General features: G+C 54.6%; 20 protein-coding genes and 4 pseudogenes. 12 read left to right on the top strand and 12 right to left on the bottom strand.

The window, feature by feature from the left end; translation table 11 throughout:
• From ACFQO4_RS19060 to ACFQO4_RS19050, 3 genes are all read right to left on the bottom strand, one after another.
• The coding region (locus tag ACFQO4_RS19060; RefSeq protein ID WP_500262429.1) for a TrmB family transcriptional regulator at positions 1 to 557 on the bottom strand (557 nt) is incomplete at its 3' end.
• A gap of 253 nt (positions 558 to 810) precedes the next feature.
• Positions 811 to 1,161 carry a DUF7344 domain-containing protein gene (locus ACFQO4_RS19055; RefSeq protein WP_500262428.1) on the bottom strand — a complete coding sequence of 117 codons (351 nt, stop codon included), beginning with the start codon at positions 1,159 to 1,161 and terminating at the stop codon, positions 811 to 813.
• 163 nt (positions 1,162 to 1,324) lie between these two features.
• Positions 1,325 to 1,846 carry an Lrp/AsnC family transcriptional regulator gene (locus tag ACFQO4_RS19050; protein WP_500262427.1) on the bottom strand — a complete coding sequence of 174 codons (522 nt, stop codon included), beginning with the start codon at positions 1,844 to 1,846 and terminating at the stop codon, positions 1,325 to 1,327.
• A 738-nt stretch (positions 1,847 to 2,584) separates the two neighbouring features.
• On the opposite strand from ACFQO4_RS19050, the gene ACFQO4_RS19045 reads away from it, so the two are divergent.
• Complete coding sequence (locus ACFQO4_RS19045) at positions 2,585 to 3,241, top strand: helix-turn-helix domain-containing protein (protein ID WP_254161311.1); 657 nt, start codon at positions 2,585 to 2,587, stop codon at positions 3,239 to 3,241.
• Between the two features lie 474 nt (positions 3,242 to 3,715).
• Here ACFQO4_RS19045 and ACFQO4_RS19040 read toward each other — a convergent pair whose 3' ends face one another.
• Positions 3,716 to 4,210: a hypothetical protein gene (locus ACFQO4_RS19040; protein WP_500262426.1), complete on the bottom strand. Its 495-nt coding sequence runs from the start codon at positions 4,208 to 4,210 to the stop codon at positions 3,716 to 3,718.
• A gap of 306 nt (positions 4,211 to 4,516) precedes the next feature.
• Between ACFQO4_RS19040 and ACFQO4_RS19035 the strand changes: the two genes are divergently transcribed.
• The 3 genes from ACFQO4_RS19035 (at position 4,517) to ACFQO4_RS19025 (ending at position 6,089) form a co-directional block, all read left to right on the top strand.
• Positions 4,517 to 4,897: a PadR family transcriptional regulator gene (locus ACFQO4_RS19035; RefSeq protein ID WP_500262425.1), complete on the top strand. Its 381-nt coding sequence runs from the start codon at positions 4,517 to 4,519 to the stop codon at positions 4,895 to 4,897.
• 65 nt (positions 4,898 to 4,962) lie between these two features.
• On the top strand, positions 4,963 to 5,292 hold the full coding sequence (locus tag ACFQO4_RS19030) for a DUF1643 domain-containing protein (protein ID WP_500262424.1): 330 nt from the start codon (positions 4,963 to 4,965) through the stop codon (positions 5,290 to 5,292).
• A 503-nt stretch (positions 5,293 to 5,795) separates the two neighbouring features.
• On the top strand, positions 5,796 to 6,089 hold the full coding sequence (locus tag ACFQO4_RS19025) for a HalOD1 output domain-containing protein (protein ID WP_500262423.1): 294 nt from the start codon (positions 5,796 to 5,798) through the stop codon (positions 6,087 to 6,089).
• A 160-nt stretch (positions 6,090 to 6,249) separates the two neighbouring features.
• On the opposite strand, the gene ACFQO4_RS19020 is transcribed toward ACFQO4_RS19025, so the two are convergent.
• Both ACFQO4_RS19020 and ACFQO4_RS19015 read right to left on the bottom strand, forming a co-directional pair.
• Positions 6,250 to 6,513 carry a HalOD1 output domain-containing protein gene (locus ACFQO4_RS19020; RefSeq protein WP_254161326.1) on the bottom strand — a complete coding sequence of 88 codons (264 nt, stop codon included), beginning with the start codon at positions 6,511 to 6,513 and terminating at the stop codon, positions 6,250 to 6,252.
• Between the two features lie 33 nt (positions 6,514 to 6,546).
• Entirely contained in the window at positions 6,547 to 6,867 is a 321-nt protein-coding gene (locus tag ACFQO4_RS19015) for a DUF7344 domain-containing protein (RefSeq protein ID WP_425499278.1), read from the bottom strand.
• 511 nt (positions 6,868 to 7,378) lie between these two features.
• Here ACFQO4_RS19015 and ACFQO4_RS19010 point away from each other — a divergent pair.
• Positions 7,379 to 7,693 (top strand): annotated as a pseudogene (locus ACFQO4_RS19010) (bacterio-opsin activator domain-containing protein); the annotation flags it as partial.
• Between the two features lie 136 nt (positions 7,694 to 7,829).
• Here the strand turns inward: ACFQO4_RS19010 and ACFQO4_RS19005 are convergent.
• Positions 7,830 to 8,624, bottom strand: coding sequence for a M14 family metallopeptidase (locus ACFQO4_RS19005; protein ID WP_500262422.1), 795 nt, complete (start codon positions 8,622 to 8,624; stop codon positions 7,830 to 7,832).
• A gap of 634 nt (positions 8,625 to 9,258) precedes the next feature.
• On the opposite strand from ACFQO4_RS19005, the pseudogene ACFQO4_RS19000 reads away from it, so the two are divergent.
• Together ACFQO4_RS19000 and ACFQO4_RS18995 are read left to right on the top strand one after the other, a co-directional pair.
• A pseudogene (locus ACFQO4_RS19000) lies at positions 9,259 to 10,503 on the top strand (sensor histidine kinase); the annotation flags it as partial.
• A gap of 202 nt (positions 10,504 to 10,705) precedes the next feature.
• Positions 10,706 to 11,149 carry an SPW repeat domain-containing protein gene (locus ACFQO4_RS18995; RefSeq protein ID WP_500262421.1) on the top strand — a complete coding sequence of 148 codons (444 nt, stop codon included), beginning with the start codon at positions 10,706 to 10,708 and terminating at the stop codon, positions 11,147 to 11,149.
• Between the two features lie 1,058 nt (positions 11,150 to 12,207).
• On the opposite strand, the gene ACFQO4_RS18990 is transcribed toward ACFQO4_RS18995, so the two are convergent.
• Both ACFQO4_RS18990 and ACFQO4_RS18985 read right to left on the bottom strand, forming a co-directional pair.
• The gene (locus ACFQO4_RS18990) at positions 12,208 to 13,539 is read right to left on the bottom strand and encodes a hemolysin family protein (RefSeq protein WP_500262420.1); all 1,332 of its coding nucleotides are present in this window, start codon (positions 13,537 to 13,539) and stop codon (positions 12,208 to 12,210) included.
• Positions 13,540 to 13,653: 114 nt separating this feature from the next.
• A pseudogene (locus ACFQO4_RS18985) lies at positions 13,654 to 14,372 on the bottom strand (DUF2270 domain-containing protein).
• 719 nt (positions 14,373 to 15,091) lie between these two features.
• On the opposite strand from ACFQO4_RS18985, the gene ACFQO4_RS18980 reads away from it, so the two are divergent.
• Positions 15,092 to 16,054, top strand: a complete 963-nt coding sequence (locus ACFQO4_RS18980) for a TrmB family transcriptional regulator (RefSeq protein ID WP_500262419.1) — start codon at positions 15,092 to 15,094, stop codon at positions 16,052 to 16,054.
• Between the two features lie 123 nt (positions 16,055 to 16,177).
• Here the strand turns inward: ACFQO4_RS18980 and ACFQO4_RS18975 are convergent, their stop codons facing one another.
• Positions 16,178 to 16,465, bottom strand: a complete 288-nt coding sequence (locus ACFQO4_RS18975; RefSeq protein ID WP_500262418.1) for a hypothetical protein — start codon at positions 16,463 to 16,465, stop codon at positions 16,178 to 16,180.
• Between the two features lie 783 nt (positions 16,466 to 17,248).
• Between ACFQO4_RS18975 and ACFQO4_RS18970 the strand changes: the two genes are divergently transcribed.
• The 3 genes and pseudogenes from ACFQO4_RS18970 to ACFQO4_RS18960 all read left to right on the top strand — a co-directional run bounded on the left by ACFQO4_RS18970 (position 17,249) and on the right by ACFQO4_RS18960 (position 19,924).
• A complete protein-coding gene (locus ACFQO4_RS18970; RefSeq protein ID WP_500262417.1) occupies positions 17,249 to 17,647 on the top strand; it encodes a cupin domain-containing protein in 399 nt (132 codons plus the stop codon).
• Positions 17,648 to 17,733: 86 nt separating this feature from the next.
• Positions 17,734 to 17,910: pseudogene (locus ACFQO4_RS18965) on the top strand (IS1595 family transposase); the annotation flags it as partial.
• Positions 17,911 to 18,454: 544 nt separating this feature from the next.
• A complete protein-coding gene (locus ACFQO4_RS18960) occupies positions 18,455 to 19,924 on the top strand; it encodes a PAS domain S-box protein (RefSeq protein WP_500262416.1) in 1,470 nt (489 codons plus the stop codon).
• A 462-nt stretch (positions 19,925 to 20,386) separates the two neighbouring features.
• Here the strand turns inward: ACFQO4_RS18960 and ddfA are convergent, their stop codons facing one another.
• Positions 20,387 to 20,701 carry a DdfA family disk-determining factor gene (gene ddfA, locus ACFQO4_RS18955; RefSeq protein WP_500262415.1) on the bottom strand — a complete coding sequence of 105 codons (315 nt, stop codon included), beginning with the start codon at positions 20,699 to 20,701 and terminating at the stop codon, positions 20,387 to 20,389.
• Positions 20,702 to 20,871: 170 nt separating this feature from the next.
• Positions 20,872 to 23,187, bottom strand: a complete 2,316-nt coding sequence (locus ACFQO4_RS18950) for a PAS domain S-box protein (protein WP_500262414.1) — start codon at positions 23,185 to 23,187, stop codon at positions 20,872 to 20,874.
• Positions 23,188 to 25,488: 2,301 nt separating this feature from the next.
• Between ACFQO4_RS18950 and ACFQO4_RS18945 the strand changes: the two genes are divergently transcribed.
• Positions 25,489 to 26,691, top strand: a complete 1,203-nt coding sequence (locus tag ACFQO4_RS18945) for a Cdc6/Cdc18 family protein (protein ID WP_500262413.1) — start codon at positions 25,489 to 25,491, stop codon at positions 26,689 to 26,691.
• Positions 26,692 to 26,937: the final 246 nt, after the last annotated feature.

Raw genomic sequence — 26,937 nt, 5'->3', positions numbered from 1 at the left:
CCGAGCTTGGCGATGATCGCGTCCGTCTCACCACCGATGATCACGTCGACGCCGCGGTCTACTGCGTCGTGGAGCCGGTCGTACAACGCCTCCGTCAGAAGTTCCTCCTCGACGACCAGCAGGACGATCTCCGATTCGGCGTCCGCCAGCAGATTGTGTGTCCGGGCCTCGATGCCATCATGGCCGGACAGCGTCCATACCTCCTGCATTCGGTCACTGTCGTCATTCTCCGGCTGAAGATCGAGCGCTTCGAGGTGTGACTGAAGGGTGTCGATCCGCGCGTCGTACTGCTGACGCAAGATCGCGGTTGCCTCCTCGATGCTGACCGCGCGAAACTGCTGGGGGTTCGAGTGCTGCACTTCGACCAGCCCTTTTGACTCCAGCACTCGGACAGCGTCGTACACCCGGGTCCGAGGTACCTCTGAGATCGCGCTGATTTCCTTGGCGGTCCCCGTCGAGAGTTGGGTCAATGCCAGGAAACTCCGCGCCTCGTACTCCTTCAGCCCGAGGTCCTGTAACAGACTCACCGCCTCGGCTTTACGTTGCTGAGATGTCATTAGGTGGTCCTGTCATGTCCGACTGGTTGAGCGGGCTAATTCACGCTCGGTCGGGATTTGGGTGACTGACTCTCCACACTTCGAGCAGGCAGCCATCTCCTCGCTGATGTACGTCGTCTCACAGGCAGGGCACGAATACAGAGCCGACGTGGCCTTATTCTCGGAATCGTGACGAGAGGCCAGTGACTCGGCCTGTGTGCGCCCACCGAGTCGGGAGAGCAACGTGCGGAGACGCCGGCTCATTGGGTTATGGCTACACCGCGGCCAGTTCGTTTTCGTGGTCTGCCACCAACTGAAGTAACGGCGCGTTCTCGTCGAAGTTGGGTCCCCGCCGAATCGTGTGGGTGTCCGCATCCCACTCGATATAGCCTGCCTCGGTGAGTTTGGGTAGGTGTACATGATACAGGGCCGTGCGTATCTCGGAGAGGGTGGCGTCGTCGACGGTGTCCGGGTCGCTGTCGGTGTGCCAAGCGGCAACCCGAGTGGCGAGGCGGTCGAATGAGACTGGAGTCTCCTGCTCGTCGAGGTAGTACAGGACGTACCGGCGAACGGAATCTGCCAATATGCTGAACGTATTGGTTACCGCCTCGGTTGATTCGTCCATACCGTGGCAAGGACGTGCTAACGGATAAGGTCTGTCACCCAGATAATTGTTACATTTGTAAAATCCAACCTAAGCCGATTATCGGTGGATATATTGAAACCCGAGTATGGATCGAGGGCCTATAGAAGCAGGATAGATTTGAAAATTTCAAGCGGTTCCCCGACTATCCTTGATCGGTGACTGACCCGTCGTCGGTGTCGTTGTCCTGATCCGCGTCGGGGCCGGTCCGTGGATAGAAGTGGTCCCATGACTGGACCTGTGTCTCGGAGATAATTTCGGAGCTGTTGATCGTCATGCCCAAGCCCACCAGTTCGTTGCGGATCTCTTCGATCTCCCTAACCGTGCCGGCGACGACCTCGATGTGGACATTCCGTTCGCCCCCAAGCAAATCGCGGGTGGTCACCACACCACGAACGTCGAGGATCTGTTCGGCCATCGATTCCAGCTCATTCGGATTGACCGTGCAAACGAACATGACGTGGAGGGGGTAGCCCGCTTCCTCGTAGTTGATCTCGGGGTGGTAGCCTCGGATCACGCCCGTACCTTCGAGTTTGTCGAGGCGATTCCGGACCGTCGTGGAGGTCACATCCACCTTCTCGGCGATCTCCGTATCGGTCTGGCGGGCGTTGAGCTGGAGTTGGTGCAGGATGCTCCGGTCCACGTCGTCGAGTGGGTTGTCGTCCATACGGTGTCCTTGGACGGCGCGACTGAAAGTCCGCACGGGCCCTTCAGATTGAAGCAGTCTGTCCGCTAACTCCGCAGGTCTATTGACCGGCTGATTCAACAGAGGATGTCCACAACAGACAAAGCCAGCTTGCTGTATCCACTCTCTGTATGCAGCAGCCTCAAGCTGCCAGAAAAACGATAGTCTGCTGAGTTGGTGCTGCATACACAGCGCGAATGTTGCACGGGCTGAGGAAGGATCAACGCGGAAGGTCGAACGCTCAGTATAGATAATAGACGTTACGCCAGTTCAGAAGAATAGAGAGTCTGTCTTGTAACCCAGATAATCACACCAAGGATAAGTCACTGTAGCCTGTAGTGAAACCATGAACTATTCTGTAGAACCTGAGTATCCGTTTCTATCCCCTCAAGCAACTATCGAATGTACCGACTGTCAAAGTGAGGATGGGAAAGTGACTAAAGTAACTTATGAGAGTGGGAAGATCGATTGGGCATTCGTTTGCGAGGACTGTATCAGAGAGTACGTTATGAATTCGAATATTGCTGAAATCGACCGTGTACGGCTATTGTGAGATTTGTCTGTAAGCGTTCGTATGTAGCGATTGGTCTCTTTCTGAAACGGCGAAATAAATGGGCTGGCCGTACTGCATACACCCTCTGTGCGGATTGACGGAGTCCTTCGTCCCCTCCACATTGTTCCATGGAAGAGTTTTACAATCAGTACGACATCGTTCGAGTCATGGCGACTGAGGCGACCTTTACTGTGCCATCCGATCAGTTCCCCCTCGGCACCGTCTTCACCCAACTTCCGGACGTGACGGTCGAACTGGAGCGACTGATCCCGTCACAGGACGTGGTGATCCCCTACTTCTGGGTCCGAGGAACGGAAGTTGACGACATCGAGGCGGCGTTTGCTGCCCACCCGGGTGTGAGGGATATCCAACTCGTCGATTCCGTCGAGGACGAGTATCTCCTGCGCGTCGAGTGGTCGCTCGAGTACGACGACGTGCTGAGCGTGCTAACCGAAACCGGCGTTCCGCTCATCAAAGCAACCGGCACGAGCCGTCGGTGGACGTTCGACATTCGCGGGGACACGCGAAGCGATCTTGCAACCTTTCAATCTCGCTGCCGAGAGTTAGAGATCCCGGTCACACTGACGGAACTGCACGCCCTGACGCCGGTTGAGACCGGAACCGAGGCAGCACTCACTGACAAGCAACAAGACACACTGGTGTTCGCCCACGAGCGTGGGTACTTCGAATCCCCGCGCGAGGTGACGATGGAAGAACTCGGCGACGAACTCGGCATTTCCCAGCAGGCCATCGCGTCTCGACTCCGCCGGGGGATCAAACACACCCTCGGGAGTACCCTCCCCGAAACAGTGGAGTCGAAATGAGAAGGTGCTTAAAAACCCATTGGATACCCAAAAATAGCGCTGACGGAAGTACCCGTTGAAGGGATAATCATGCCCAATGGAGAGAGCACACGGACAATTGCCACATGTGTCGATTGCGGAGTTGCCTATGCAGCGGAGCAATGGCCTGACGGCACGGCACAACCGATTGGGGCGAGAAACGGGTGTCAATGCGGATCAACCGAGTTTCAGGCCGTCAAAAAGACGAGTACTACGGGTTTCCGTGACGACTGAGTTGACAAACGAGTGGGCTACTGAGCAGACCGAGGAAATACGCCACACTATCGTGGTGAACTTATTCTCTGTATTCAGCAGCCCCGAACTGACAGTGTCACGATAGCCTGCTAGGCTGGTGCTGCATACACAGCGCGAACCTTACACAGTTGAACGGTTTGTACACGGTGATAGCGGGGTACGCTATGTAACAGCCTTTGGGGGTACCACCAGTCTCGCTTTCTACGCTCCAGTTCTCGTGTAGGTTACGTCGAAATCTACCTCCCAGTCAACCCCGTCATCCGAGTATTCCCACGTACCCTCGATCACGTTGGCGTCGTCGTCGAAGTTGCTCGTGAAGCGTTGTGAAAACTCAGGTGCATCCCTCCACAGTCTCCAGACCTCATCGCTCAAACTCATCTTGTACATCCGGAAGACGTCGCGTGAATCGGCGTAGAGCATCCGAAACTGCTCGCTCGTATCGTCCAAACCGATGACCGAGACGGTAGAGCGCGGCGCGTTCTCGACCCACTCAGGAGGCAATGTCGAAAGATCGCTTACCTCCGAACGTTGTACGAGGAAAGCTCCGTCTTCTAGCCATTTGAATGTCACGTGTCCGCCCCTGTACGTTTGCCCATCCAGAGACACCTCAAGTTCCCATTCTCCGATGAGCCGGTTGAGTCGTTCGAGGTCCGGATTTCGACTCGGCGTTCGACCGTTCGCTTCTTCGTTCGACATGGTACTCGTAGTTCGCGAGCGATTTACCTAACTATTGTCCGCGATGGACGATTAGGGAAATTGATCTCACCAGTAGGGTATTCCGCAGTATTGCACTCATCTTCTGTATCCAGCGGGTACCTCCTATCAATGTCCACGGGCTTCAACAGAGCCACTCTAACCACAAAGCAGAGACAACGAAAGTATATCGTGAAACGAAGAATCTCAGCAAATCGCTTTGCTTTATCTATGCGAGACATGATAACTATCGAGTCCAATCTGGATTGAAGCATAGAATTTTAAGCATTGGTACTAGGATGGAAGCATATGGCTGATTCAAATCCAACAGACGAGGTGGGGGCAAGCGGCCGAAACCCTCCATCGGCAGGGCCAATTGAATTTTCGACGTATAATATTCCGACAGACCTCACCGCCTTCCAGACCCATCTCCTCTGTCTCATCCATCGATTCGGCCCCGTCGAAGGAGTAACCCTCCAGAACGCACTCGAAGACCTCTATCCGGAAGACATCAATCATGGACGGTTGTACCCGAGCCTCGACCGGATGGTCGACTCTGGACTGATCACCAAGCAGACGAAGGAAAAAGACAAGCGCCGGAAGGAGTACGCTCTCACTGGCCGAGGCGAATGGGTTGCAGAGGAGTATCACCAGTTCGTACGGGAGATGATTGCTCCTCCTGCAGAATAAGCAACCTAAATCCAATTTGTATGGAGACGCGATAGTCGAGGCATTATTTTCGAGCGCTATTCTTCATGCATAAGATCGGGAGTTTCTGGTCGCCAGCCGTGATGAACCTGTTCGCACTTCGGAGCCCCAACCCCGACGCCCTTCGTGAGACCGCCGATCCCGTGGGCCCGAAGAACGATGATCACATTCAGGCCGTCTGTGAGGAAGCCGAAATGGTCGTCACCGCCTGGAGTGCAAATGGCTCGCTCCAGGGGCGGGCCAGCGAGGTCGCCGGGCTCCTCGCGGGCGATTTCCACGCGCTCGATACGACGAAAGCCGACCATCCAGTGCATCCGTTGTACCAGCCGGCCGATGCTGATCTGATCCCGTGGAGTGCGGACGATCTCGAATCGTGAACCGCCCCAGTATCCACGCTGGTACTCGACTGCAAGTTCTCAATGGCGACCTCGACGCGTCGGCTCGAGCGCCGATCGTCGGCCACGGTTGGCCTTATGAAACAAGAACTGGCGGCGCGAATGTCGAACTCAATTCGATCCAGTTTGCGTAGGATGGTGACCGGTCAGTACAGATGATCTCGTTATTGGATCAGGAATTTAGAATCGACACAAACGGTATTTGTGAGGTCGTGGTTACAATTACATGGATGAGTGATAGGCGAATTGGTGAAGAGATAGTCGCTATGTGTGCTAACTGTGAAGCCGTCTATCCAGCTATCCGGTTCCCCGAGGGGGAAATAAAACGCGTCGGGAGTTATCCTCACTGTCGATGCGGAAGCCAATCGTTTGTCGAACTCGAGAACAGACAGTAAGCAGTATTGTGATGGAATTATTTTGAAAGCGGGAGGCTCACCAGAGTCATAACGGATTCATATTTACACCGTTCTCTGATGGGGGTGTAGATGACCGACACTGAAGCACACGACCGGTACTACCCAGAGGATGATCAAGCCCTGAGTGACGCAATTCTTCAGGTTATCGATGTGCAGAAAGACGAGAGCCTCACGGAGGCCGAGTTCAGACTGTACGATGATATTGACCCAGACGCGCTCAATAATCGCTTTCAGGAGGACGCTCACGGGGAGACGAAAGTCGAGTTTTACACTGGTGGTTTCAAGGTAACACTGTGGGGAGATGCCGTGATCGACATTCATGTTACACCCCAACAAGGCGAGGGGCAAGCCGCAAACGCCTGATCAATTCGTGCGTGAACTGAGACATTGGTTTCATTGATTTCGTTCGAGAAGATGTGGACCTCGAATGGTCAGATGATCAGCACAGATAAAGAAGTCATCTCGCCAATGGTTGTCTACCCGACACTGGCTTCAGAGCGTGTTCTGGACCAGCTCCGGCTACTTATTCGACTGGTCGGTCCGTGACGCGAATCTCGACCCCATCATCCCCCCAGAGTTCGACCTCGATCCCGTCTGTCTCGAACGTCACGGTTGTTCTCGGCTGTGCATCGTGGCGAAAGAGGGAATTGAGGGCGTCAGGGTTTATGTCCTCGTAGAGGACGAAATCTGTTCGCAGGAGGGCTTTCCCTTTACAGTCCTCGATGGCATCGAGTATCGTCTCGGTCAACGAGCGGTCTTGATCAGGCGTGTACGATTCTCGCACCATAGTTGTTTGCTCAGGCTTGTCTTGCATCATGTGCTACTCACACCGCCACAATATTCCGGAGCCATATTCGATGAGGGACTCCTCTGCGTGTTCGAGTTGCGAGTGACCGTAATATCGGATCGTTCTAGTCCGCGCGTCGTAGTCAACGAGTCCAACGTCGTTCAGTTTGGGAAGTGCAATGTGGTGAAGTCGTATCGTAATCCGCGTCTCGTCTGCGTGGTCACGTCGGGCGAGTGCGGTTACAACGTCATCAACAGAGGCGTGATCTTCGGACGCGTTTCTGAAGTATGCAACAACGGACCGACAGTGCTGATTGGCGAGCGCGGACAGAAGAGCGTTTTTTCCTTGGTTCATTGGTAGCGGGTTGATTTTCGGAACACCGGTATATCCGACTCTGAAGAGACCGCTCCACGTGAGACTTCATTTTGTCTATACAACTTCTATTTATGGATTTGAGTTCAGGCCTCCAGCACAGTGAGAGTATTGCCGAGGATTCTACGCGTCCCTCACCGGAGTCGAGTGGCAATTGCCTGCTATGAGATGCCTAGTTCTTCCATTGCCACCTCACTTTGCGAGTTGAAGTCTCACCGGTCGTACGCGATAACCAACGCCTCCTGTTGCTCGCCAGTGAGTGTCGCCTCAGTCGCAGTCTCGACCGGCGTCAGAGCGTGAAACGCCCTGAGCGTGATCGGAATATCCTGTTCACGACAGCAATGTTGGAACTCGGCAATCTCGATTCGTTCGTCACCATGGATATCGACCGTCCACTCCGTATCCGTCCTCTCGCTACGATCAACAGGACTTTTGTCTCGCTCAGCGTATTGAACATGGATGTTTTTACAGCCAGCGCGACATCGTTCGAATCATGGCGACTGAGGCGACCTTCACCGTTCCATCCGATCAGTTCCCCCTCGGCACCGTCTTCACCCAACTCCCGGACGTGACGATCGAACTGGAGCGACTGATTCCTTCACAGGACGTGGTGATTCCCTACTTCTGGGTTCGCGGAACGGAAGTTGACGACATTGAAGCGGCGTTTACCGGTCATCTAGGCGTGAGGGACATCCAACTCGTCGATTCCGTCGAGAACGAGTATCTCCTGCGCGTCGAGTGGTCGCTCGAGTACGACGACGTGCTGAGCGTGCTAACCGAAACCGGCGTTCCGCTCATCGAAGCGACCGTCGCCGCCCCTGCCGCCTACAACGCCTACGCCAACAACAAGGCTGACACGCCCGAACACACGCACAGCCGAGCAAAAATCGTTAGCACCGATGAGTACCACCGTTTCGCTCCGGCTTGTGATCGGTGTAAAGGTGCTACTCGGAATCCCGCGGGTTTCGAGCTCCACCGATCCACGTCTCCCGAACATCATCCAGCGACTCGCCAATTTTCTGTCCTCGATACCCGAAGATGTCATCGTACCCCTCCGCGGACAGCATGATTGGCCAGAACACCTCGTCAGCGGTCAGTTCCCGTCCGTCCACGCTCGCGTAGACGGCCCCTCTGGGAACGCGTTCGAAGTTTTCGACATGTACCTCGTAGGAGGACCCATCAGGCTTCGGAACGGGCTCACTCATGTGGAAGTGTTCCGAATCCACATTGGGTGGGTCGCCGGGAAGCGCGTCCACTCGCTTGAGGAACGAACGGGCCTGATGTTCGGCTGCTTCAGCTATCTCATCAGTGTTTGTTGCGGCGAGTTCGATTTCGACGGTGAACCCACACGCCGTGATCGTCTCTTCGTTTATCCCCCAGTGATCGACGATACGCGGCACGGGTAGTTGCGAGGCCAATGTAAACTCACGCTCCTGAGCACTGTGTATCAGTGCGAACGGCGTCGGTTCCGCAGCAGTGCCGTGTAATGAAAGCGTCGTCCGTCCCTCGACAAACTCGCAGAGTCGGGCTGCGATCCGTTCTTCTCGGTCGCCGTCCGGATCGCCGGGAAAGACTCGGTTGAGGTCTGAATCGAGGTAGCGTTCGCCGGCCTCGATCGCCTCTGGGTTGGCAAGGACGAACGCAACGCCTCGTTGCAAGTCGAGGTCGGCCTCGCGCAGGCGGTTCACCGCACGGATACCGCTCCGCTCGTCGCCATGAACGCCGGCAACGACGACCACCTCGGGCTCTCCTGGTCCCCGAACAGTTACATCGAGCGGACCAAAGTCTCCTTCCATGTTCCTGCGGAAATTATCCCGAACACGGGTTTGGCTCATCTGCTGGCATATACCGGCCCGAACGGTTTCAATTGAGTTCGCACCGTAGGTTAGCCGCTTTCAGTCGAATGTCTAATCAGCATCTATACGAACTCAATTCACGTCACCAGCACGAAACAAACAGTGTTGTCGTGCTAAACTCCTCCTCTGAATCTCACCCAACCTCTGACAGCAGTTCGATAGTTCGTTACGACTCTACGAGATAAGGCGCAAATATCGCATGGAAGGGTTCTCCGAATCTCTCCAATATACGACGCTTCCTCCAACAGCGGGAAATTTATCCGCTGGTTTGTAATGAACTGAAGTAATGGCCGACTCACAGTTGACGGGCGTACTTCAAGAGACCCTTGCTCTCTTCGAAGTGGGAGGAGCGCCCAGGACGACGGCCGAGGTAGCCGACCAAATCAACCTCGACCGCCGGAGGGCCTACGACCGCCTCGAACGCCTCGTTGATCACGGCCGACTCGAAACCAAGAAAGTCGGCGACAATGGACGCGTCTGGTGGCAACCAGCCACCGAGCTCGAGGGGCTTATCACCGACGTCACCGACCGCAGGGAACGCGAACGCGAACTCGAACGCCGCGCCAATCAGCAACAGGTCGTGGCCGATCTCGGGCAATTTGCACTTGAAAACGACGACCTGGATAAACTCATGGACCGAGCGTCACGCCAGGTGGCAAACGTCCTCGACAATGAGTACTGCAAGGTGCTCGACCTCGACCCGGACGCTGAGGAACTCTTGCTCCGCCAGGGTGTCGGTTGGCGAGACGGGATCGTCGGCGAGGCGACCGTCTCCTCGGTCGAAGCGGACTCCCAGGCTGCGTACACGCTGGCGAATAATCACCCGATCATTGTCGAAGACCTTGAGACGGAATCACGCTTTGGCGGTCCCGAGTTGTTGACGAGCCACGACGTCAAGAGCGGTCTTAGCACCATCATCGGACCGTTCGACGACCCGTGGGGCATCCTCGGCACCCACGACATCGAACAGCGGGAGTACTCCGAAGAGGATGTGATCTTTGTCCAGAGTGTTGCGAACATTCTCGCGGACGCAATCGAACTGCATCAGTACCAGCAGGAACTCGAACAGTTAGTTGCCGACCTCGAGGAGTCCAACGAGCGGTTAGAACAGTTCGCGTACGCAGCCTCTCACGATCTCCAGGAACCACTCCGGATGGTATCGAGTTACCTGCAATTGCTCGAGCATCGCTATGGTGATACGTTCGACGAAGACGCCGAGGAGTTCCTCGCATTCGCCGTCAATGGAGCCGACCGGATGCGGAGGATGATCGACGGACTGCTTCAGTACTCACGGATCGAGACTGAGGGCGAGCCGCTCGAACCGACCGATCTCGATTCGATTCTTGACGAGGTCCTCAAAGACCTGCAATTACGGATCGAAGAAAGTGACGCTGATGTGACGTCCGATTCGCTCCCGCAAGTCGAGGGTGACGCTAACCAGCTCCGCCAAGTGTTCCAGAATCTGCTGGACAACGCAATCGAATACAGCGGCGATGATCCCCCATGCGTTCACATCTCGGCTGAGAGTACGAGAGACGAGTGGCTCATCTCGGTGCACGACGAAGGCATCGGTATTGATCCCGGCGACACGAATCGCGTCTTCGAGGTCTTCAATCGACTTCATAGCCACGAGGAGTACGATGGAACTGGCGTCGGACTGGCGGTGTGTGAGCGGATCATCGAACGGCATGGCGGTGAGATCTGGGTTGACTCGGACCCTGGCGAGAGTACGACGTTCTCGTTCACGCTCCCCGACGCGTAGTACGGATTCGGCAGCTCGTCCAGTATCTGCTGAATTCAGAGCACGAACGTCGCACGAAGTGAGAACCAATCTATGTGGGGGTGGTCGATCGGTACAGGTGATATGGTGACCACCGAATGAGAAAAAGATCCATCCGACCATCCCGACGGGTGCAGGCACCATCGTTTTCCGCATATGGGGGATACGAGCGGCGAGGTAAATCATGAGTAATACACCGACCGACACCGGAACGGACTCCGACGCTGGGTCAGCCCGGAACAGAGAGACGCTGAACACGGACGTGATGCAGTGGTTGAGCGCCCTTGTCGCCCTGATCGGGTTATACCTCGTCGCCTCGCCGTTTATCTTTGAGTCGACAGACGCAGCGACGTGGAACGATACGCTCGTCGGAACAGGTATCTTTCTGCTTGCCGGGTACAACTTCTACCGACTGTCGAAGGATCGATTGGCAAGTGTCGCCGTTGCATCGCTGACTATCTTGCTCGGCCTTTGGACAGCGATCGTACCATACGTCATGGAGATGGGGAGCAACGAACTTGCAATCGGGACCACACTCTCCGGCCTGGCTGTCGCTGCCCTTTCGGCCTACAACGCATACGCGAACGGGAAAGCCGACGCACCAGACCACGTCCGCACTCGCGCCTAATTCACCTCTTGTTGGCTCTTTTCGAGTTCCTGGCGCGCATCGTAGCCTGAGTACGATCCGGACCAGACAGTTCTCCTTCTGACAGGGAGAGCTGAGTGTTCCATACGCATGTATTCATAGCCCTTCTAATCGAGGTCTGGTTCGAATTAAAGAATTTCGAACCCAATCGTGACTGATCCAAATCGGTACTCGGCATCGTACTCACCTCCTGGGAATAGTGTCTACCAAATAGGGACATTTCCTTCTAAAGAACTTTCGGGGTATGCAGGAACGGGCTTGAATATGCATGGTCGAGTGGTACTCCTATGTCTCGAGAGACAGGTGGTGAGAACCGTGTGGTCGCTATCTGTACTGAGTGCGGAACAGCCCACGCAGCAGTAGTCTGTGCAAACAATAGAATTCGACCGATCGGTACAGACGACTGTCCCTGCGGCAGCCAGAATTTTAAAATAATGGATTGATCAGTACCGCCCATACAGTGAGCACTATAGCTTAGACTTAGAGCGTGTTGCCATTCACGCGAAGCCACCCACGCCTGTCTTTCCAATCAAGAATTGAGAATTATTCGTGCTCATTCTCGGAGGTCGTAATCTTTTGCGTTCGGCAAGAGATGATATTTTAGGCCGTACAGTGGACATTGAGGATAGTTTGTGTGGCTGTATCAACGAGCGCAGTCAGTTAGTCAATCTTAGTCGATCCTCGACCCGCCGAAACGCCAGATCACGAAGGCGCTCGAAACTCACGAACGCGAATTTCGTGGCGAACCAGTCAATTCATTAGGCAAAACTACGAACGCTCAGACGGTTTTGTCCGAACAAGACACACTGCCGTCAGTGGCACCATCGACCTCCCGTATCGATTCGCTTGACTCGGGAATCCTCGTCCTTCAGGGCAGAGAGGATGTCAAACCGTAGATCTGATTCCATCGCTGGAATCCAAGACTCATCAATTGTTGATCCGATTGATGAACGACTACGAGTCAGACCGGTAGAGAACAAAACACCAATTAGACGGCGGCGCGAAGCCAAACGGACCTAAACGAGCAAGTCCATACCCATTTAGTCCACCGCTGGATCATCGATATCTCTTTCGTGGACCCATACCGTCGAAATTCGGGCCCCCTCGATGCTCGTTACCTCAACGACGTGACCGGCGACCTCGACGCGGTCGCCAGGTTCTGGTGCGCGGTTGAGTTGTTCGAGTACCAGTCCACCGATCGTTTCGACCGCCTCGCTTTCGAAGTTCCCAGCGAGGGCCTCATTCACTTTCGACAATTGGACTCCGCCGTCAATGTCGTACCCCTCATCGTCGCGCCGCCGTATCGACGGTTCGCGCTTATCGAGATCAAACCCGTCTCGAAGGTCTCCAACGAGGGCCTCAACGACGTCTTCAACCGTTGCAATCCCCTCGAATGCTCCCCACTCGTCGATGACTGCGGCCATCTGCTGTCGATCCTCCCTGAACTGTAACAGGAGATCGCTAATTGCCATCGTCTCCGGGACGATGCGAATCTCGCGGACGAGGTCACCAACTCTCTCGGCATCCCCATCGGTCACCTCTGCTCGCAGCACGTCCTTGACATCGACGAATCCAACTACTTGATTACCGTCGTTGGCCTCGAGAACCGGATAGCGCGTGTGTCCGGCCTCTAAGACGATCGAATGCAGTTCGGATAGTGTGGCATCCGCCGGAACGCTCACCACGTCCGGTCGTGGGACCATGACCTCCCGCACCACGATATCGTCAAGGTCGAAGACGCGCTCGATCATCGTCACTTCTGCCACGTCAATGCCCCCTCCCTCACCGGATTGTGTTAGTACCCGAAGGAGCTCCCGCTCACCGAGTGTCTCATCCGTTTCGGATGCGGGCGGCACACCGAGCGACCGCGTGAACGCGTTGGCCGCCCCGTTGAAGACGACAATGCCCGGATAGAGTAGGTAATAGAAGGCCTTCATTGGTGGGGCGAGGAACAGCGAGAGTCGCTCGGTCTGGGCGATTGCGAGCGTCTTCGGTGCGAGTTCACCGAAGACGACGTGGAGAAACGTGATGATACTAAAGCCGATTGCGAACGCGACGACATGGATGAGAGTCGCCGGGAGAATCGATTCCAGGATGGGCTCGATGAGCGCCGCCACTGCGGGTTCGCCGACCCATCCCAATCCGAGCGAGGCAATGGTGATGCCGAGTTGTGTCGTGGCGAGGTAGTTGTCGAGATTCGTCATCACCTCCTGGAGCGTCCCCGAGCCGGGCCGCCCCTCCTCGACGAGTTGGTCGACCGATGTCCCCCGAATTCGAACGAAGGCGAACTCTGCAGCGACAAAAAAGCCGTTTAAGACCACGAGAATCAGCGCTAAGACGAGTTGTGCCGCCGAGAGCGCAACGTCTACCATCGATACTCCCAGAAAGTACTGCCGTTCGATTGTGGTGTGCCCATAGCTATACATCTCGCCCCAATGACTAAAATCCTCTAAGTGGTTCGCGGGTGACCGCTGGTATCAACGTATTTATCGGTCTGTCTCTTTCCAGTCGTCCGGGTCCCCTTCGCGGAATTCACCCTTGGCATGGCGCTCGCGGGGCCAGAAGGTGACGCCCAGCAGTACGACGTAGAACACGCCCACAACGGCAACCACAGCAATCCCGGGGATACGGGCGATTCCAGCGGTTGTCAGCCAGTCCTGGCGCGGCGCGAACGCTGTAATCCTGATGACCCACGCGACCAATAAGACACTGAGTAGAGCAAGATACACACGCCGGAGCCGGTTTGCGAGTGCTTCGTAGAACGAGACTTTCAGCGTCGGCCTGCGATAGTCCTTGCTCAGTTCCGCTCGCCAGTCTGGCTTTCAGTGCCCTGGGACGGATCGAGGGCGTTTGCGAACAGGTTCTCCTGGATGACTCGAGTGCGAGAGCGAAAGACGTCGTAGTCCCGGTACCGCCGGGCTTCGATGCCCAGAAAGACGGTGACGACAACGATACCGATCAGCACGATATAGTGTGGGTTATCGGTACTCGAAAACGCCCACGTCAAGATTGCTGCCATCAGCGTTACCGCCCACGTCGTCGTCTCGTCGAGGCGCTGGCGCCACGTCCCCACTCGGTCGATCTCTCCGCGGTAGGCGTGGGCCATCACCGAACCGAGTCCCGTGCTGTCGTCAACCATTTCGCGGCCGACCTCCCGTTGGTCTGGTGCTGTTGGGTCGAACTCGTCTCTACTCGAATCGGTCATAGAGGAGAGACACCTCCTCGTTCCATAAGCAGTTATGGTGACTGCGTAATCTGAGTGTCATGTACTAGAGGACATCGAAAAGTACGCAGTTGCATGTAACGGTTGGTTTCGGCCTGAACGTGTGGACTAAACGAGAGTGCCGTGCTGAACTCATTCTCTGTATCTCGCACGACGGTCCTGACTGTATTCTGGTAAGACGTTTAGACAATGCTGAATACACAGCGCGAATATCGCATGAGATTTGACTCAATTTGTGATGGTCATGGTCGCTCAATACAGGGAGAAGACTTATCGCTTCAGTTGAGTGATTGGAAATAATGACTGGGTTGACAGTAGCGACTCTTGTTGCAAAGTATTCAGAAGGGGGAACGCTTGGTAGTCTATTTATCGCATATGGTCTAAGAGAGTTTCTGCGGGCGACTGGTGGTGGATTCTATTGTTGCCGTCACGGATTCTATCAAAGTCAAGGGATTATCCTTACATTCATCGGGTGGGTAATACTTTTCATTACAATCATCAACTTATATGGGTCATTGAACGAGCAGTAAGCAGTCACATGTACTGGTTGGTTTCGGCCTGAACGTGTGGAATAAACGAAAGTACCGTGCTGAACTCATCCTCTGTATCTTGCACACCACTTCTGACAACAGTTCGGTAGTTCGGTGAGTCTCTGCGAGATACAAGGCACGAATGTGGCACATACTGAGAGCTGATCTGTGATGGGGAGTCATCGGTCAGTACAGGAAAAGCGTGTATCACTCGGGTCCAAAGATGATCCGGTATACCCCGATCGAGCACGTCGAGAGGGTGCTCCGATCCGTCACCGAAGAACTGGAATAGAAACTCAAAACGGCGGGGGTCTTTTTGTTCTCTCCGAGACAATTGTTACCATGGTGAGTTTTGAGGAGGAGCAGGCCGAAGCCGAGGCGCTCGACCGGTTGCAAGACCTTGGATTGTCCAAGTACGAATCTCAAACGCTGATCAATCTCATACGGCTCGGGACAGGAACCACACAGGACATTACCCGCGTCAACGGGGTGCCACGCACTCGCGTGTACGAAGCGGCTGATCGGCTCCACGAACTGGGCTTCATCGATATCCAGCACACGACGCCACGGAAATTCACCGTGATCTCAGAGGAGACGATCATTCGCATGCTCAATAGTAGACGTGAAAACACGATTACCGAACTCGCGGAGTGTCTAAAGGAAATCGGCCCTGCCCAGCCACAACGCGAACAGTTCGGCGTCTGGACGGTCACTGGGTGGGAGGCGGTGTCATCCCGCGTTGAGGAGTTCATCGCCGACGCCGACGAGCAAATTGTCTACATGACTATCGATGAATTGCTCACCGACCAACAGCTCGACAGGCTTCAGGCTGCTGCTGAGCGTGGTGTCGAGATCTACTTGGCGGGGATTTCCGAAGAAGTGCAGGAACGTATCCAGGAATCGGTACCGGAAGCCGAACTGTTTGAAACCCTCTGGGAGTGGGAGGAGACGCCCGCTGGAAGCCTGCTGATCACGGACGAAGAGACGGCGCTCGTAAGCGCGCTCGTGAACGATACCTCCACTACCGAAGAGATCGAGGAGACGGCGATCTGGGGTGCCGGCGATCGAAACAGTCTCGTTGTCGTTCTACGGGCGATTTTCACCTGGCGACTCAAAAGTAACCAGCCGTCGTAAGGTCATCCGAGTGTTCACTCGGAAAATCACACTGCACTTTTGCTTCTTGACTCCGTGTGAAGAGTATGGTTGCAGAGCGAGAAGGTGTCGATAGATAGGAGGAATCGATATAAACATTACATCTCATCTGAGCCCTCTAAGAAAGTCGGGGAGTGTCTCGGCGAGTTCAATTACTTGCTCATCGGAGTTACGGACCGTGAATCTGACGATGATCATGCCCTCCTCATCCGTGTGCGGAACACTCTCGAGGGTTTTGGTCCCCTTCCAAATCCCGGAGACTTCGACCAGTCCATGCCCTGTGTGAGCATAGGTTTCTCCCCACTCAATTTCCCGACTAGAAACGGCTACCTCATCGGATTCGGCTAGAGAATTAGTACTATCCACCGCTGCCTTTTGATTTGTCCCGTCCATGGATTGTCCGCTTTCGGTCAGTCGAGTAGGATATCGTGAATTACTCATTACTGGGCGCTACTTCGAATCCACATTTAAACCCCCAGAGCGATAGCACAGAATTGCACCGTCTCACGCTACGTTTCGCCCAATGAGACGGTTTTAGGGAGGTGGCAGAATCAATCCGAAAAATCCGAACCAATAGTAGCGGATGTCATAGAACGCTTCATTACTGATTCTTCCATCTTAACCGATAGTGCGACTGGTGGGACACGATTTGAGCTTACAGATGTTACCGACATTGCTCGCGATTGAATAGTTGGACTGCGAATACCGACTGTTCGAGCGTATCCGGTGCGTGAGAGTGGCCACCTCGAGGGGGATGAGGTGGCTAACTGTCAACTGAATCGGGCTTAAGTCCAAACGGTCTGTCTCCTCGCCTGTCAAGAGGATCAGACCAGATTTAAGATCAATATTACGTACAAAGAGTGTTGACCTGTCATATTCAAGGCCGGTGTGAAAAAGCGGCGCTCTACAAACCAGTGCCCACAGGCACAGATACGGAGATCACTGAGCAACAGCCGATCTAAAAGGTATTCGCTCTTATAAAGTACATTGTTAGTGGAGAGCCGGTTGGTTTTCTTGACCACAGTGACCGCGAGCTGGTCGAGGTCAGTACGACGCGTTCACCGTTGAGCAAGCGGATCTACTCTTCCAAAACACGTGTTACTGTCGCGCTCACCACCCTCCGTCACAAGAGCGTACTACTAATATGTGGTCCTCGAATTCGAGGTACCGCTTAACATGACCTCAGACATGTACTCTGTGATCAGCCTAGATGAAGCTGAAGAACACACGACCCATGGTTCGATTCCAGTTGTGAAGGCCCTCGGGTATGAACTGCGCGCTCGTAATGATCCACGTCCGCGCGAATCGCGCTTCAACTATTTCTACTACGACGAAGGACAGGCTATTCCACGACATAGACAGCGTGAGCAGGAGGAACTGTTCTTCGTTGTTACAGGTCGGTGTCGAATTGAAATTGATGGAGACGAATTCGAGGTTGAAGCGAACGACTTCGTCGTTATCGACCCCGGCCCATGGCGACAGATTACTGCTCTTGAGCCATCAGAAATTTTTGCTGTCGGCGCACCGAATGTCCGTGATGATGCCGTCTTTGAGGGTAAGAATCCATTCGACTGATTTCATCACCCAACGGAGAATCAGAGGGAGTACATGGAGATTTTGTTTTGCGCTCTTGCGAAGTCGATTGTTGGTCGGGTAGAGCTGTCGCTGTGAACACCTGCGAGAGCTACGCGTCGCTGGCGCAACGGTGGCTCTCGCCGTACCGAGGTGTCTCATAGAATAAGCTCACGCCGTATCTTAGAGCGTTCGAGCTTCGGCGTCGAACCCTTCGCAAATCCGGACGAGAAGCACTCAATGAAATTGTTCGAATCGTCCACTGACTCACCAATAACGTACTTCACAAGGGCAAAGGTATTTTATCTCAGCCCCGACACGTACTCTGGTTCTGGATTAGTGGGGTGTCGCCGGCGCTTCGTGGATCTGTCCGATCTGCTCCCTGCAATTCACTAGCTGGTGCAAGCTAGGCGACTTCTCATGGGAACAGATCAATTGGATATGTGCATGTGCCAAACAAGCGTATTTCCCTTGCAATATCAGGTTATTTGAATAATCATCTGGATTCAGTCAATCGTTTAGATACACTCAAGGGCCAGGTATAGGATTCGGCAGACAGCGGACACCTAGGGTAGGTGGCCGGATGAAAGTGTGATTCGCTGCTACCCTGCGTAACGTATTGATCTGAATCCTCAAGTGCGATGAGGTCAGACCACCTCTCACTCCACCGGTTACGCCGAAGACCGTTAGCCCGTCGTCTTATAGGGTGGTTCGAGACTTCGTGACGTGATGGGCCGAGGTCGAGGCTATCGTGCGGATTCTACGAGAATTCCATGATTTTATCACCTAGTATTGCTAACCAGATGTTGAATGGGAGAACCGCCCTCTGACCAGTCACAGCCGTCAAACAGTTCCACACTGTCCTCCGAATCCCGTCTTCCGAGTGACGCACTTCTCAACACTGTCCCGTACGGGATTTGCCAACTCGACCGTGACGGCTATCTCGTGGCAGTGAATGACGCAATAACCAACCTCACCGAGTATAATCGGGACGATCTACTCGGACAGCACGTTTCGACGTTTCTCGACGCCGAAGAGGTTGTCCACGCCGAAGCCGCCATTCGTGACCAGATACTCAATGGCAACCAAGAACTCGTTCACCTCTCCCTCCCACTCTCTACGATGACTGACGACACGATTCCCTGTGAGGTCTGTCTCACTACCATCACAGAGGACGGTATGTTCCGTGGGACTGTCGGGGTCGTTCGCGAGGTTGAGGATGCCGACGCTGCCACGGAGATTCAAGACGCGGGGAAACGGCGCCACGCGTTCGATGCGCTCGCCGAGGCGTCCGCCGACGGCATCATCCTACTCGACGATGACAGCGTCATCCGGTATGTCAATCCCGCCGTCGAGCGTATCCTCGGTTATACTCCCAAGGAACTTGTGGATGGGTCGAAGATGACGATTATTCCGCCTCGACTCCGCGAGGTCCACGCCGAAGCCCTCCAACGCTACCTCGAAACCGGCGAGAAACATATCGATTGGACGTACGTCGAACTCTCCGGCCAACACAAGGATGGCCACGAGGTGCCGCTCGCCATCTCGATCAACGAGTTCACCCTCGGCGATGACCACTACTTCGTGGGGACGTTTCGCGACATCTCAAAACGCAAGGAAGTCGAGAAGGAACTCGAACAGCAGAACCAACGGCTTGAACGGTTTGCCAGCATGCTTGCCCACGAACTCCGGAATCCGTTACAGGTCGCCCAAATCTACCTCGATTTCATCGACGGCGAAGACAATAAGGCGACCATCGACCAGATTGCGAATGCTCTCAAACGGATTGACGAAATCATCGAGGTGTTGTTGATGCTCGCCCGAGGGCGTGACGACATTAGCGATCGAGAGGTGGTTGACCTGAGCGAGGCTGTCGCGGAAGCTTGGGGGAATACAGACACGGGGACGGCAGAGGTTAAAGGCACAACCAACCAGCTTTTGCAGGTGAATCGAACCCACCTCCAGCAATTACTTGAGAATTTGTTTCGGAACGCTATCGAGCACACCAAAGGGGAAGTCACGGTGCGCGTTGGAGGACTTGATGACGGGTTCTACGTCGAAGACACAGGACCGGGGATCCCTGAAGATGAACGTGAAAGGGTGGTGGAAGCAGGTTACACAACCGATGACGAAGGGATTGGATTGGGGCTGACGATCGTGTCGCAATTGGCGGACGCCTACGGATGGGAATATACGATTACGGATAGCGAGGAGGGAGGCGCGCGCTTCGAGTTCACAGGCGTTGAAACCCTCAATGACGAACGAGAAGGTGTCCGGTAGCGAAGATGACGGCGAAATGTTTAGTTCGCATCTGTATATATCGGATCGACTGATTCGGAGCCACGATCGAACAAAGAAACTGTAGTACCAACTACTGGTAGATCATCTATATGTACTGGCGCCGCTATTCCATCTTCTCGTGTTCTGAGTGCTGGTCGTAGATGTCGGTCGTTTCATACGCCTTCCCTTGTTGTTATAACTCTTTGAACATTCGTCCGGTTAGACTCCTCCGGTTGACACCCGCGCATACGGCACTCAGAAATGGTATCCACACGGCGATGTGTATCCACAGAGTCCAAACACGCCCATTTCAGTCGGGCCAGAAGAGAGAAGAGTCGTTGTCCGCTGGGGAAGAGGCTCAAGGGGAGCGACATTGCGAGAGGAAAACGTGAAAACGACTCCCTGATACCGAATTCGATACAGGCTTATCTCGCCCAGTGAGACAGTATGCGAGAAACCGAGTTAGTCGCCGAAGTCAGCGTAAACGCGAACCACCCCATCACCGAAGACGACGATTTCGAATCCGGCGTATTGAAATTGAACCTGATCGAGTGCTGAGGATGATTGCGACGTAAACAGGGCGTTCAGCGCGTCGGGGTCGATTGCTGTCTGGAGTGGCGGCAAGTCGATCGGATCCGTGCCAGTGGCCTCTGCAACCGCAGAGACGACAGCATAGACTGGTGTGTTTGTACTGTCCTCTCCCCACGTTGTACTGGTTGAGACTCTCAGATTTGATGAAGACTCGCTCATGGTTACGTGTGTGCCATCAGTTGACACACCCCCTCGTATACCAGTTTGTTATAAAAGGTTTGCCAAAGGAGGTTGAGTTGTACACAATCAATTGTTCGTACCCTTGGTAGAGACCCAGACAGTGTAGCCATTCAACGGTTCGATAACCCAGTCGGGAGGTCACAGCCCGTACCCGGATAGCTGGGCCATCATAGCACTTACTCAGTCGCCGGCAGCGTAAATCGGAAAGTCGTCCCCTCGCCGGACTCGGAGTCGACCCAGATCTCGCCGCCGTGACGCTCGACGATCCGCTGGCACAGGGCGAGTCCGATCCCCGTCCCCGCGTGCTCGTCGCGACTGTGAAGACGCTGGAACACCTCGAAGATACGGTCGGTCTCCTCGGAGTCGATGCCGATGCCCTCGTCGCGAACGGAGATTATCCACTCTTGACCGGCCTCGTCGGCGTCGACATGGATTCGCGGGGGTTCGTCGCCGCTGTACTCGATCGCGTTGCTCAGGAGGTTCTGGAAGACTTGCTGGAGCTGGCGTTCGTCACCCCGCACACGAGGGAGAGAGGCAACTGTGAGTTCGGCATTACTCTCTTCGAGTTTTACGTGCAGGTTGTCGGTTGCATCCTCAAGGACATCTTCCAGTGCAACCGGCTTGAGCGGCTCACCTTGCGTGTCGATCCGCGAGTACTCGAGAAGGCCGTCGATCATCTCGCGCATCCGCTCGGCCCCGTCAACAGCGAACGCGAGAAATTCTTCACCATCTTCGTCAAATGCGTCTTCATACCGTCGCTCGAGCAACGAGAGATAACTCGAGATCATTCGAAGCGGTTCCTGGAGGTCGTGGGAGGCGGCATAGGCGAACTGCTCGAGGCGTTCGTTCGATTCTTCGAGTTGTCGACGGTACTCCGTACGTTCGGTGATGTCATGGATCAGCAACATCCCCGCGTAAATGTCGTCGTTGCCGTCTCGAACAGGAAGCGTGTGCGCCAGCAGGTGGCGGTCGTGGTACTCCACTTCGAACGTTCGTGAGCCGCCATCGAAGGCGGCGCGGAAATGGGGTTTGATCTCTTCGACTAGGTCGTCGGGATAGCGCTCGTAGATCGAGGCCCCAACTACCTCGTCCGGTGGAATCTCCAGTTCGCTCAGCAACTCGCCGCCGGCGACGGTGTAGGTAAGGTCCTCGTCGTAGAGACCGACCGCCCCGTTCGGGAAGTTCTTGACAAGCGTCCGGTAGCGGCGCTCGCTCTCCGCAAGGGCTCGCTCACGCTCCTTGCGCTCGGTGATATCTCGGACCACGCCGACGCGGTTCTCCCCCTCGTCCGCAGCGAACGACGCGAACGTCACTTCGACGGGAACGCGGTTGCCATCCGCTGTCTCGACGGTCGTTTCCAGCGTTGGATTAGCCGTCTCATCGGTGGCAATCTCCGCGCGCATTTCAGCGGCCTCCTCGATAGCCGCCTCATTGATAACGCGAGTGGCGTGGGCGCCGCGTAGCTCCTCGCGAGTATAGCCGGTTAACGAGGCGAACGCATCGTTGACCATCGTATACTGCAGGTTGTCGTCAGCTACGTAGATGCCGTCGTTGATCGTTTCGACGACGCGTTCGTACTTGGCGAGCTCCCGGGTTCGTTCCTTTCGCTCCGTGACGTCGCGGCCGATCCCAGCCAGTACCGGCGTTCCATCGGGGTCCTCGAGTCTGGTTGCGACGAACTCGTACGGAATCCGGTCACCCGCTTTGGTCAGGATCTCTGCCTCGACGCGAGCGCGCCCGATTTCGAACACCTCGGCGACCGCGGTCGCGATCGAGTCGCGATCTTCCTTGCTAAAAAACTCAACAGGGTGCATCGACCCGACCTCTTCGGCCGAATAGCCGGTCACTTCGGTCAGAGCCTCGTTCCAGCGCTGGAACGTACCAGATTCGTCGATGACGTAGAATACGTCGTCAACAGCGGCGAGGATGCCGTCAGTGTACTCCTTGTATCGCCCGAGCCGTCGTTCGCGCTCACGTAGTCGGCGTTCCGTCTCGGTGCGATCGATCGCCGCGGCGAGGACGTTTGCGATGTTCGTGACGAAAGCAACGGCACTGTCGGTGAACTCGCGGTGGCTCGTCGTGTGGACGCCAAAGACACCCCACGGATCGTCGACAGTCCCGATAATGACGCTGATTCCGCTCACGACGTCGTGCTCGGTCAGCAACTCGGGGCCGGAAAAACGCTCTTCCGTGCGGAGGTCGTCGACGATGACCGGCGCTTCGGAAAGCAAGGTATAGCCCGCCTGTGAATCCAGATTGGTGGTGGCGGTCGCTGAACCTACGAGGCCATCGTGCCAGCCGACACCCTGCCTGAGCAGGACTGCATCGCCGTCGGGGTACAGCTCGAGTACTTTCGCATACTCGGCGTCGAGGGTCTCGGCGACGGCGACCGCGGTGTCGTGCATCAACTGGTCGAGGTCGTTCGCCCGGAGGGCCTGTTGTCCGAGTTCAGCAACGACTTCCTGTTGGCGGACCTGTGGGTCGGATCCCATATCGGTATCGGAAGTCGAATCCATTTTGAGTGTGTTACTCAGGTGTCAGGGGTAAAGCCTTCTATATTGCTCTGCGAATTATTCATTAAATTATTATGATACTACATCACCTTTTTGGATGGCCTCTGGCCATTTTCGTGATGGGAGCCACCGTGTATCTTCTTGGGAAACTGTACGAGTAAGCCGATGACTCGAGGGTTCCGGTACGTAGATCGGTGACAGAGGACGGCCACCTGGGGGAGTGGCCGGGTTATGATGGTGCGACTCGTCCGCTTCGATGCCTAACGGTCTGTATCCTCTGGCATGGGAGGGTATCAGACCGGGCTGACCTCCACCGATGAGTGACAAGGCTGTTGGCCCGTCATATTCATGCACCGCTCACTCACGGTGTCCGGCCCCCGATTTCAGTACGGAGAAGCAGTTTTACTCACGGAGCTGACGCTCACTGCACGTTGAGCACTCGAAGATGGAAGTCTGGTCGCCGTTACGCGCTGGTTTGAATTTTCTGAAATACGTTATCGCCGAGCCATAGGCGCGACACTGATTCCGGAAGTGTTCTGAGTGGTGGAACTGGGTCATTGGAACCGATCTTCACTTCTGGGCTGGGATACCGTCATCTCGAGTTTTGATCGAGGTCGAGTCCATGTATCGACCGACGAATAAACGTTGATAGTCGCAGAATTGGACGACACATGCGTCATCCGCCTTCCGCAGTTGCCAGGCCCCTACAGCAAGTGCCGTTAAAGGGCAAGGTAACCTTGTGGCGCAAAGAACGCGCACCACGTTCAAGAGTTGATTGATCGATTGAAAACCGACGTTTCGTACCCACATCCTTCCTGTTGATGGCAGTGGAACCATGATAACACAGACTGGTGAGTTTGGGAAGGACGGGCCGACGCGGCCAATACGGTTACGTTCACTGAGACCAATTCTCTGACAGCGCGGGGGAGGGGGTTAGTCGTTGCCAACGTCGCCCTCATAGCCAACCAGCTACCACATCATTATTTCCTCCGCGCTATTCCTGTCCATTTGAACTCCACGACCGGTCTATGAGTGGGGCTGAGCAATACGAGTTAGTGCTGATACGAAAAGGAAAGGGTAGGATTCCCTTCCGGTGGCAGGTGGGTGCTTAGCCCCGAAGAATCGTCATTGAACCTTCAGGGGCGTTTTCTCATACCGTACGGAAGTTGATAGTGACACACAATCACACCCAATATTGCCGAAGAAATGGACGTTTGTTCGAGACCAACGAAACGATCAAGATCATCCTTCACACGACTGATCGGCCCGTTGCAAGGCTGCGGTCGTTGTTCCTCAATACAGATATCACAAAGAAGGGCCGAATACACACCACCAAATCAGGTACACGAGAAAACGGCGGAGAATTTCACGTGGGAGTAAGCCCTGCCACTCGGTCGACGAAGATGGGCATCGATGATGCTCCCAAAGTATCCATCTGACGGAGTCTGCTGAATCGCCAAACAGCGCCGACCACGCCACAACTGACGTCACGGAACGACGTCCGCGGGGCATAACTAATCCAAAACGACCCTACCGCTATGGATCTGGTCACGCCCTTCACACCGCCATAATTTGGGCCGGTATAGTCTCCTACCGTTGCCCGTTACCTCCACTTTCGTTCCAAGGTGGATTGATTCTATCCAGGATTGGATATGCACTGACGTAATGCACTGGCGACGTGGTGGATGCGGGCTGAAAGGCTTGATGAGGATAATCTGAGGGGTTAGAGCAAGCTGTCGCTATTAAACGGGTAAGAAAGTATTGATCGTTTGCAGTATAGGAATCTAACCAGGATTCTTTTTGTGAATAATTGATGGTATTCCACACCCCCCACTTTTCACGAGTGTTTTTGATCCGATTGTGAAAACAGACAATCACCCGGACCCCCCACATTTCATGAGTGTTTGTAAGAGTATGTTTATCGGCCAAATTGGCCGAAGCAGATCGTCATGAAGATCAGGGAAATAGTACCCCCACCCCCCACTTTTCACGAGTGTTTGGGACAGAGAGGAAAGCGAGAAACAATGCCTGACGTTCCGCTAGATAGATAATGGCGTGAATAGAACGACTCTAGCTCCATTGCGGATGTTGTTATGATTGAAGTGACTTATAGTTTCCCAGCTAGTAATCTCCGCCAGAACTCTCCCACTTACTTCTTCAAAACTCTCGTGAAATATGGGGGGAGGGGGTTCTGTTCTAATACCTACTGAGGAATCTTATGAAACCCATGAAACTCGTGAACTAGTGGTTTTATGATCCATTGGTTGAATATGACTTGCAATGGGGTTGGAACCGTTCACCAAAGACTCGACGATCTTTCGTGACGAGAACGTCCTCCGGGATAGTCACACTCCAAAGACACTGATCGAACGGGACGAGGAGCTGACGGCCTATCAATCCGCCCTTCGTCCTGTGGTAAATGGTGCACAGCCAAAGAACCTCTTTCTGTACGGCCAGACAGGTGTCGGAAAGACACTGGCTACCAAATTGGTCCTTGAACGACTCTCTACTGACCTCGAGCCGATGGCCGACGTCGACCTTCATACGGTTTTCCTCAACTGTAAATCGCTCTCCTCGAGTTATCAGGTGGCAGCCAACCTCGTCAACGAGTTTCGCGAGCCTGACAACCAGATCAAGACTACGGGCTACCCATCTGGAATGATCAACCAAATGCTCTGGGATCATTTGAACGAACTCGAGGTCTCCCACTGTCTCATCGTCCTTGACGAGGTTGATTCGATTGGGAACGACGACGACATTCTCTACCAGGTTCCCCGATCGAACGATAACGGTCTTGTCGATGGCACTCAAGTCGGAGTGATCGGCATCTCCAACGATTTTACGTTCCGGGATAACCTCTCCGCTCGAGTCAAAGACTCACTCTGCGATGAGGAGATCCTGTTCTCGCCGTATGACGCAAACCAACTTCGACGGATTCTCGAACAGCGTGCTGAACAGGCGTTCCACGACGATGTCCTCGATGACAATGTGATCCCGCTGGCGGCAGCCTTCGCTGGCCAGAGTAGCGGATCTGCACGGCAAGCGCTTCGTCGGTTGTACAAAGCGGGTGACATTGCTCGAGATCAGGGGGCAACTCTCGTCACTGAAGGCCACATTCGTCTCGCTGACCGAGCGGTTGAACGCGATAAAGTATGGGAGGAATTACTTCGCGTGCCTACGCATTCGAAGCTCACACTGTATGCGTTGTTGATGCTCGAAGCTGAGGGCGAACTCCCAGCTAAACGGTCGGCAATATACGAGCGATATCGTATTGCTGCTAACCGCATTGATATCGATCCGCGGACGGATCGAACGGTACATGACCGGCTATCCCAGCTCACACTCAAGGGATTCCTTGATGTTGAAGAGAAAAACAAAGGCCCAAAGGGCGGCTCTTACTACCAGTATCAATTCTCGATACGGCCTGAACTTGTTACTGAGGCGCTCTCTGAGGACTCTCGAGTCGGCGAGTTATTCGATTGACTTCCAAGTTGAAGCGTTTCTTAACTCCTGTTTTGACTTCAATAATTACGGCTGAAATCTCGCCGCTATTCAATCGCATTTGGCCGACACCCCCCCACATTTCACGAGTGTTGTATGGCTACAACTAATGAATATGATCCTGTTTAAGTATGAGCTGGGGACATTGATTGACCGATTGATGAGTGCGCGTGCTATTGCGATATCCGGTGTTTAGCAAGCGGTAATTGAGGTTGTGAAAAGCATCTC

It is taken from the genome of Saliphagus sp. GCM10025334, assembly GCF_042663485.1.
Classification (GTDB): domain Archaea; phylum Halobacteriota; class Halobacteria; order Halobacteriales; family Natrialbaceae; genus Natronosalvus.
The sequence above is the reverse complement of the archived record's forward strand: the minus strand, read 5'-3'. Positions and strand labels throughout refer to the sequence as shown.

Coding starts and splice junctions, on each gene's coding strand:
- ACFQO4_RS19035 (WP_500262425.1), top strand. CDS start 4,517: ATGGCTGATTCAAATCCAACAGACGAGGTGGGGGCAAGCGGCCGAAAC.
- ACFQO4_RS18950 (WP_500262414.1), bottom strand. CDS start 23,187: ATGGGATCCGACCCACAGGTCCGCCAACAGGAAGTCGTTGCTGAACTC.
- ACFQO4_RS19020 (WP_254161326.1), bottom strand. CDS start 6,513: ATGGTGCGAGAATCGTACACGCCTGATCAAGACCGCTCGTTGACCGAG.
- ACFQO4_RS18945 (WP_500262413.1), top strand. CDS start 25,489: ATGGGGTTGGAACCGTTCACCAAAGACTCGACGATCTTTCGTGACGAG.
- ACFQO4_RS18995 (WP_500262421.1), top strand. CDS start 10,706: ATGAGTAATACACCGACCGACACCGGAACGGACTCCGACGCTGGGTCA.
- ACFQO4_RS18970 (WP_500262417.1), top strand. CDS start 17,249: ATGACCTCAGACATGTACTCTGTGATCAGCCTAGATGAAGCTGAAGAA.
- ACFQO4_RS19055 (WP_500262428.1), bottom strand. CDS start 1,161: ATGGACGAATCAACCGAGGCGGTAACCAATACGTTCAGCATATTGGCA.
- ACFQO4_RS18990 (WP_500262420.1), bottom strand. CDS start 13,539: ATGGTAGACGTTGCGCTCTCGGCGGCACAACTCGTCTTAGCGCTGATT.
- ACFQO4_RS19030 (WP_500262424.1), top strand. CDS start 4,963: ATGCATAAGATCGGGAGTTTCTGGTCGCCAGCCGTGATGAACCTGTTC.
- ACFQO4_RS19050 (WP_500262427.1), bottom strand. CDS start 1,846: ATGGACGACAACCCACTCGACGACGTGGACCGGAGCATCCTGCACCAA.
- ACFQO4_RS18980 (WP_500262419.1), top strand. CDS start 15,092: ATGGGGAGTCATCGGTCAGTACAGGAAAAGCGTGTATCACTCGGGTCC.
- ACFQO4_RS19015 (WP_425499278.1), bottom strand. CDS start 6,867: ATGAACCAAGGAAAAAACGCTCTTCTGTCCGCGCTCGCCAATCAGCAC.
- ACFQO4_RS19025 (WP_500262423.1), top strand. CDS start 5,796: ATGACCGACACTGAAGCACACGACCGGTACTACCCAGAGGATGATCAA.
- ACFQO4_RS19040 (WP_500262426.1), bottom strand. CDS start 4,210: ATGTCGAACGAAGAAGCGAACGGTCGAACGCCGAGTCGAAATCCGGAC.
- ACFQO4_RS18960 (WP_500262416.1), top strand. CDS start 18,455: ATGGGAGAACCGCCCTCTGACCAGTCACAGCCGTCAAACAGTTCCACA.
- ACFQO4_RS19045 (WP_254161311.1), top strand. CDS start 2,585: ATGGCGACTGAGGCGACCTTTACTGTGCCATCCGATCAGTTCCCCCTC.
- ACFQO4_RS18975 (WP_500262418.1), bottom strand. CDS start 16,465: ATGGACGGGACAAATCAAAAGGCAGCGGTGGATAGTACTAATTCTCTA.